Origin of the sequence: Streptomyces roseicoloratus, from assembly GCF_004117935.1 — a bacterium.
Classification (GTDB): Bacteria; Actinomycetota; Actinomycetes; order Streptomycetales; family Streptomycetaceae; genus Streptomyces; species Streptomyces roseicoloratus.
On record NZ_SDOY01000112.1, the window covers coordinates 177,910 to 184,674 of the forward strand.

Here is a 6,765-nt window from a genome sequence, read left to right on the forward strand (position 1 = left end):
CAGGAACGGAGACCAGCATGCCGCCACTCGACGACGCCCACACCGGAACGCGCATCAGAGAACAGCGACGCCTTGCCCGGCTCTCCCAACGGGAGCTCGCCGACAGGATCCCGTACTCGTACAGCCTGCTGAATCAGGTGGAGTGCGGCGCCCGCCCGGCATCCGCTGACTTCGTCGCCGCCGTCGCGCACACCCTGCGAGTCGATGTCACCGTGCTGACAGGACAGCCCTACGTGACCGAGCTCCACCAGGATCACCTCGCCGGCCTTGTGCGCCCGATCCGCGAGGCGCTCGACCTGTATGACCTCGGGCCCGACCCCGACATGACCGTCCGCCCCGGCGCGCAGCTCGTTGCTGCTGCGGACCAACTGTGCGCGCAGGTGCGGGCGACGCGCCTTCACGCCGCTGCCGCTGCCCTGCCGGACACGATCGCGGAGTTGACGACCGCGGCGTGGCGAGCCCCGTCGACCGTCCTGTGGCAGGCCCTCGCCTCGACGTACCGCACGGCGCACGATGTCGCGGTGAAGCTGGGCTATGACGATCTCAGCTCGGTTGCGCTGGACCGCATGGACTGGGCCGCCCAGCGCGCCTCTGACCCGTGCCTCGCCGCGGTCCGGCAGTACATGCGCGCCCTGGTGTATTGCCGGGAGGGCGAGTACTCCATCGGCCGCCGGCTCATCGGATCGGGTCACGGCATCCTCGGTCAGGCCGGCCAGACCCGCGAGGCGCTCGCGGTCACCGGGCAGCTCCACCTCGGGGCGTCGGTCATCGCCGCCCGCGCTGACGAAAGGGCCGCGGTCGATGCGCACCTGGGCGAGGCGACGGCGCTGGCCTGCCGGGTCGGGGACGCGTCGGACGTGCATTGGCTCAGCTTCGGGCCGACGAACGTGGCCATGCACCGGATGTCCGCGGCGGTGGAGATGCGGCACCACGACGAGGCACTGAAGCAGGCCCAGCGGATCCGGCCGCCTGCGTCCATGGCCACCTCGCGGCGGGCGCACTTCCTGATCGACCGGGCCCGCTCAGAGATGGAGCTGGGCCGCACGGAGGCGTCGCTGAAGTCGCTGGTTGCTGCCAGGCGTGCGGCACCGGAGCAGACCCGCTACCACCCGGGCACGCGGGAGACGATTCGCGGCCTTGTGCATCTGTCCCGACGCACGCCGGAGACGCTCGGCAGCATGGCCTCGTGGATCGGCATGTGACGCTCACGGCGCTCACAGATCCGTGAGCGTTCAGCCCCCTCCGGCTCGTCACCATGGCCTTAGCGAGCAACGACGAGTCGGAGGGGCGCCATGGATGAGCAGCCGCAGCACGACAGACCAGCCGAACACACCACGGAGGTCCCCCTCGCGCCGCTGCTGACCCAGATCGCGGACGGCGTCGAGGAGCACATTGCCGAGGCCGCCCGCCTGGCCTCCTCGCGAACCACTCCTACGCCCGGCACCTCGCCTGCGCCCACCGCGTCGTGCTCGACGCTCTCAGCGAGCACACCGCGTCGCCGCGCGGCAGGCCGGCTTCGTGGGGCGTGAGTCGCTGTCGGCGGTCCGCACGGACGCACCGTGAGCGACCTCCAGCGGCAGGTTCTCTCCATTCCTGGTGGTCTTCGCCGCGCTCGCCTTCATCGTCCTCGGCGCCACCCGCCGGCGGCCCGCGGCGCCCCGTCAGGTCCATAGGATGGGCGGGCCGCCACGAGAGGAAATGATCACAAATGCGCCCCCAGCGATTCACCGACTTCGTGCTCGACCTCGCCAAGAACGCCCCCGGCGCCACCCGGGTGCAGACCTTCGCGGACGCCGGTGACACCAAGCACCCCTTCGGCCTGGTCATCAACGCCAGCGGCCGAGAGACCCGCTGGCAGTTCCTCGGGCAGCTGCCCGAGGGCGCGAAGCACGAAGGCTTCGCCGACGACCCGGTGACGGGCGCCCCCGCGCCCTCGATGGGCGACCCGGCCGCGGCCGACTCCCCCGAGGCGTGGCTCACCGCGGTCGTCGCCGGTGCCGAATGCCCGGAGATCCAGGCGATCGAGCGCTGGTCGACCCGCGAGACGTCGAACAGCGCCCCCGGCTTCACGGTGACGTTCCACAACCAGGCGCGGATCTTCGCGCGCCAGTTCTAGACCCTCTCCGGCACCGGCCGGGGAGCGTACATCGCACCACCCTCAGCACCACCTACACCAAGGAGGACTGACCGTGAGCAAGCGATTCGACCCCGGCCAGGTGGAGGGCAACTGCCCCGTGTGCGGTGCGGGCGTAGGCGCCCCGCCCGGATCACCGACCGCCATGCACCAGCGCGGAGGCACGGGCACCGAGACATGCCCCGGCAGCGGCCAGCCTGCCGTCTAGCGAGGACGAGGTCGGTGACCCTCAGGTAGTTCGCCGCGCTCGTACCGGTGGGTCCACAACGGGTTCGAGTCCCGTTACTCACCCTGAAGGTCGAGGCCCCGGTTCGGAAGAACCGGGGCCTCGGTCGTGTGCGCTGCTCAGGCAAGAGCCGGCCCGCCACGGCCCGGCCGGACCCACCCCTGGAGGGCGGGACCGCGAGGACCGGGCCGCGAGGCCGCCGTCAGATCACCGGTGGGCGGCCCAGGCGGCTCATCCGCCAGACCGTGGACCAGCGCATCGGACGGCGGGGGCCGCCGGAGCGCCGGACGCCCTCGAGGAAGCCGGCGAACCAGGCGCCCAGACCCGGCAGGGAACGGGTGCGGGCCAGCGTGAGCAGCGTCCACACGCCCAGATAGACGGGGACGAGCAGGACCGGCAGGTTGCGCTTGGCCAGCCACACCCGGTTGCGGGCGGTCATCCGGTAGTAGACCGCGTGCCGTGCCGGGCTGGTCTTCGGGTGCTGGAGCAGCAGCTCCGGCGCGTACCGCACGGTCCAGCCGTCGTCGAGGGCGCGCCAGGCCAGGTCGGTCTCCTCGTGGGTGAAGAAGAAGTCCTCGGGCCAGCCGCCGATCCGGTCGAGCATGCGCATCGACAGGCCGTGGCCGCCGCCGAGGAAGGTCGTCACCTCGCCGCCCCGCATCGGGTCCTTCGCGCCGATCCGGGGCACGTGCCGCCGCTGCGTCTCGCCGTTCTCGTCGGCGATCCGGAAGGAGACGACGCCCAGCGCCGGCTCCGCCTCGTAGAGGTCGACGAGCCGGCGGAAGACGTCCGTCTCCACGAGCAGCCCGTCGTCGTCGAGGTCCACGACGACGTCGACGTCGCCGAAGGAGCGGAGGGTCTCGATGGCGACGTTGCGGCCGCCGGACACCCCGCGGTTCTCCGGCAGCTCCACCCCGTGCACGCCGTCCGGCAGCTCGGCCAGCGTGCCCGCTCCGTTGCCGATGACGACGACCCTGGTGGCCGGCTCGTCCTGCGCGGCCACCGAATCGAGCAGCGCCCGCAGCTCCTTCGGGCGCGTGCCCATCGTCAGCACCGCCACACCCACACGCGGTCGCGCCACAACCCACTCCGTCCGTCGATCACCATCCCGGGCCCCGCGATGCTAACGGGCCCGCGTCCCCGGCCGTTCACGCGGCCGGGACGCCCGGGTGCCGCGCGTCAGCGCAGGTCGCGCCGCATCAGTACGCGGGGGTGGCCGGCGAGGACCGAGGTGGTGTCGGCGGCGTGGACGAAGCCGGCGCGCTCGAAGTTCTTCCGCAGCCCCGGGTACGCCATGGTCAGGTCGACCCGGGCGTCGCCGTTGTCCAGCGGGTACGCCTCCACGGCGGGCGCGCCGTGCTCGCGGGCGAACGCGACGGCACCGGCGATCAGCGCGTGCGAGACGCCCTTCCCGCGGTGGCCGGGCCGGACCCTCACGCACCACAGCGACCACACCGGCAGGTCGTCGACGTACGGGATCTTCCGGCTGCGCGCGAAGCCGGTGTCCGCGCGCGGCGCCACCGCCGCCCAGCCGACCGGCTCGTCCCCGTCGTACGCGAGGACACCCGGCGGGACCGCGGCGCGGCAGAGCCCGGCGGCGTACTCGCCGCGGGCCGGGCCGCGCAGCTCGTTGTTGAGCCGCGACGGGATCCGGTAGGTCAGGCACCAGCAGACGGTGGCCGTCGGCGACTTCGGTCCGATGACGGCGGCGGTGTCCTCGAAATCGGCCGCCGGCCGCACCACGATGCTCATCCCGCTCCCCCTTCTCTCTTCTCTCATCTCTCCTGCCTCTCCCCTCCCGTCACTGTGCCACGTGGGTCCGTCAGCCGCCCGGGTGATCCGGCCGGGTGATTGCCCCGGTCCCGGCGAGCTGTCACCCGCCGCCCGCGCCGCGCCGCACTACGGTCGCGCCATGCCCAGGCGTACGAGAGTGAGGCGCGGCCCGGCCCGCCGTCCCGTCACCGCGCTCGCGCTCGCCCTCCTCCTCGCCGCGGGCCTCACCGCCGGCTGCGCCACCGACCCGCCCGCGCCGCGCCCGGCCGGCGCCGGCGGCGTGGACCCGGCGGGGCGGCGGGTCACGCTGACGGTCGGCGTCTTCGGCTCCTTCGGACTCGAGGAGGCCGGGCTCTACGACGCGTACATGCGGCTGCACCCGGACGTCGCGATCCGCCAGACGTCCCTCGAACGCAACGAGAACTACTACCCGCAGCTGATCACCCATCTCGTCACCGGCTCCGGCCTCGCCGACGTGCAGGCCGTCGAGATCGGCAACATCGCCGAGGTCGTCGGCACCCAGGGCCACCGGCTGGTGGACCTGGGCGCGGTGCCGGGCGTCGACCGGCGGGCGTTCCTGCCGTGGAAGTGGGCGCAGGGCACGGGCCGGGACGGCCGTACGGTCGCGCTCGGCACCGACATCGGCCCGCAGGCCGTCTGCTACCGCAAGGACCTGTTCGCGCGGGCCGGACTGCCGACCGGACGGGAGGCGGTGGGGCGGCTGTGGGCCGGGGACTGGCGGCGCTTCCTCGCCGTGGGCCGGCGGTTCGCCGAACGGACCCCGGACGGCGCCGCGTTCACGGACTCGGCGTCGGGCGTGATGGCGGCGGTGGTCAGCAGCGGCCCGCTGCGCTTCTACGACGCGCGGGGCACGCTGGTCGTCGGCAGCAATCCGGCCGTGCGGGAGGCGTGGGACCTCGCCGCCGCCTTCGCCCGGGAGGGCCTGACCGCCCGGCTCCAGCAGTTCACGCCCGGCTGGGACCAGGGCTTCGCGAACGGGACCTTCGCGACGGTCGCCTGCCCGGCCTGGATGCTCGGCTACATCCAGGACAAGGCGGGCCCGGCGGGCCGGGGCCGCTGGGACGTGGCGGCGGCACCCCGGCCGGGCAACTGGGGCGGTTCCTTCCTCGTCGTCCCGAAGGCCGGCCGGCACCGGGCGGAGGCCGCCCGCCTGGCCGCCTGGCTGACCGCCCCGGCCCAGCAGGCCCGGGTGTTCGCGCTCCGCGGCAGCTTCCCCAGCACCTCCGCCTCGCACGCCGTGCCGGCGGTGGCGACCGCCCGCCACCCGTACTTCGGCGACGCCCCGGTGGGCGAGATCTTCACGGCGGCGGCGCGGGGCGTGCCGACGGCCCCGGTCGGCCCGAAGGAGGGCCTCGTCGCCCAGCACCTGTCCGACGTCGGCATGCTCCAGGTCGACCAGGCGGGCCGCGATCCGGACGAGGCCTGGGCGGAGGCCCTGCGGTCCATCGACAACGCGCTGGACCGGTGAGGGATGGAACGACCGACGAGCGTACGGACGCGGACCGGCCCGGTGACACGGTGACCGACGTTCCCGCCCAGGAGACGCCGCCCTCCGCGGTCACCGCCGGGCGCGCCGCACCCGCCGGCCGCGCGGCCCGGCGGACCGCCCGCCGCGCCCGCTGGGCGCCGTACGGCTTCGTCGCGCCGTTCTTCGTGCTCTTCGGGGCCTTCGGCCTCTTCCCTCTCCTCTATACCGGGTGGGCCTCGCTGCACCGGGTCGAGCTGACCTCACTGGAGCGCTGGGAGTGGGTGGGGGCGGGGAACTACGTACGGCTGGCCGGCGATCCGTTCTTCTGGAACGCCCTGGGCAACACGTTCGTGATCGGCGTGCTGTCGACGGTGCCGCAGCTGCTGCTCGCGCTGACCCTCGCGCACCTCCTCGACGTACGGCTGCGCGGGCGCGCGTTCTTCCGGGTGGTCGCGCTCGCCCCGTACGCCACCTCCGTGGCCGCGGCGACACTCGTCTTCGCGCTGCTCTTCGGGCGCGACCACGGCTTCGTCAACTGGGTCCTGTCGACCGTCGGCATCGCCCCGGTCGACTGGCAGAACGGGCCGTGGGCGTCGAAGGCCGCGGTGTCGGCGATCGTGGTGTGGCGGTGGACCGGCTACAACGCGCTGGTCTACCTCGCCGCCATGCAGACCGTGCCGCGCGAGCTGTACGAGGCGGCGGCACTCGACGGGGCCTCGCGGTGGCAGCGGTTCGTCCACGTCACGCTGCCGGGGCTGCGGCCGACGATCCTGTTCACGGTGGTGGTGTCGACGATCGGGGCGACCCAGCTGTTCGGCGAGCCGCTGCTGTTCGGGGCGGGGGCGGGGGCCTCGGGCGGCGCGGACCACCAGTTCCAGACGCTGGGTCTGTACCTGTACGAGCAGGGCTGGGTGAACCTGCACCTGGGCCGGGCGTCGGCGATCGCCTGGCTGATGCTGCTGATGCTGCTGACGGTCTTCGGGGCGGCGCGGCTGGCCCGTACGCGGGCGCGGGGACGGGCACGCGCGGCGTCGATTCCGGGGAGGGGCGTCTGATCCGCACGCGACGGGGCGGACCGGGAGGGCCGGGCGCCGGGCGGCCGCGAACGGCGCGGGCGGCGCGGGCGGCGCGAACGGCGCGAAC

Annotated in this window: 7 protein-coding genes; 5 read left to right on the top strand and 2 right to left on the bottom strand. The window is 73.8% G+C overall.

The window, feature by feature from the left end; all coding sequences use genetic code 11:
- Nucleotides 1–17 precede the first annotated feature (17 nt).
- From ESG85_RS14175 to ESG85_RS34985, 3 genes are all read left to right on the top strand, one after another.
- Nucleotides 18–1,202, top strand: coding sequence for a helix-turn-helix domain-containing protein (locus ESG85_RS14175; protein WP_128979123.1), 1,185 nt, complete (start codon nucleotides 18–20; stop codon nucleotides 1,200–1,202).
- Between the two features lie 506 nt (nucleotides 1,203–1,708).
- A complete protein-coding gene (locus ESG85_RS14185; protein WP_128979127.1) occupies nucleotides 1,709–2,116 on the top strand; it encodes a hypothetical protein in 408 nt (135 codons plus the stop codon).
- 73 nt (nucleotides 2,117–2,189) lie between these two features.
- The gene (locus tag ESG85_RS34985; RefSeq protein WP_164986240.1) at nucleotides 2,190–2,342 is read left to right on the top strand and encodes a hypothetical protein; all 153 of its coding nucleotides are present in this window, start codon (nucleotides 2,190–2,192) and stop codon (nucleotides 2,340–2,342) included.
- A gap of 220 nt (nucleotides 2,343–2,562) precedes the next feature.
- Here the strand turns inward: ESG85_RS34985 and ESG85_RS14190 are convergent, their stop codons facing one another.
- Together ESG85_RS14190 and ESG85_RS14195 are read right to left on the bottom strand one after the other, a co-directional pair.
- A complete protein-coding gene (locus ESG85_RS14190; protein ID WP_181019034.1) occupies nucleotides 2,563–3,441 on the bottom strand; it encodes a glycosyltransferase family 2 protein in 879 nt (292 codons plus the stop codon).
- Nucleotides 3,442–3,539: 98 nt separating this feature from the next.
- The gene (locus ESG85_RS14195) at nucleotides 3,540–4,112 is read right to left on the bottom strand and encodes a GNAT family N-acetyltransferase (protein ID WP_128979129.1); all 573 of its coding nucleotides are present in this window, start codon (nucleotides 4,110–4,112) and stop codon (nucleotides 3,540–3,542) included.
- 160 nt (nucleotides 4,113–4,272) lie between these two features.
- On the opposite strand from ESG85_RS14195, the gene ESG85_RS14200 reads away from it, so the two are divergent.
- Both ESG85_RS14200 and ESG85_RS14205 read left to right on the top strand, forming a co-directional pair.
- Nucleotides 4,273–5,622, top strand: a complete 1,350-nt coding sequence (locus ESG85_RS14200) for an ABC transporter substrate-binding protein (protein ID WP_128979131.1) — start codon at nucleotides 4,273–4,275, stop codon at nucleotides 5,620–5,622.
- A 50-nt stretch (nucleotides 5,623–5,672) separates the two neighbouring features.
- Entirely contained in the window at nucleotides 5,673–6,677 is a 1,005-nt protein-coding gene (locus ESG85_RS14205; RefSeq protein WP_128979133.1) for a carbohydrate ABC transporter permease, read from the top strand.
- The last annotated feature ends 88 nt before the right edge of the window (nucleotides 6,678–6,765 follow it).

Bases quoted from the DNA above. Each gene is read 5' to 3' on its own strand.
- ESG85_RS14175 (WP_128979123.1), top strand. From the start codon at position 18: ATGCCGCCACTCGACGACGCCCACACCGGAACGCGCATCAGAGAACAG.
- ESG85_RS14185 (WP_128979127.1), top strand. From the start codon at position 1,709: ATGCGCCCCCAGCGATTCACCGACTTCGTGCTCGACCTCGCCAAGAAC.
- ESG85_RS14195 (WP_128979129.1), bottom strand. From the start codon at position 4,112: ATGAGCATCGTGGTGCGGCCGGCGGCCGATTTCGAGGACACCGCCGCC.
- ESG85_RS14200 (WP_128979131.1), top strand. From the start codon at position 4,273: ATGCCCAGGCGTACGAGAGTGAGGCGCGGCCCGGCCCGCCGTCCCGTC.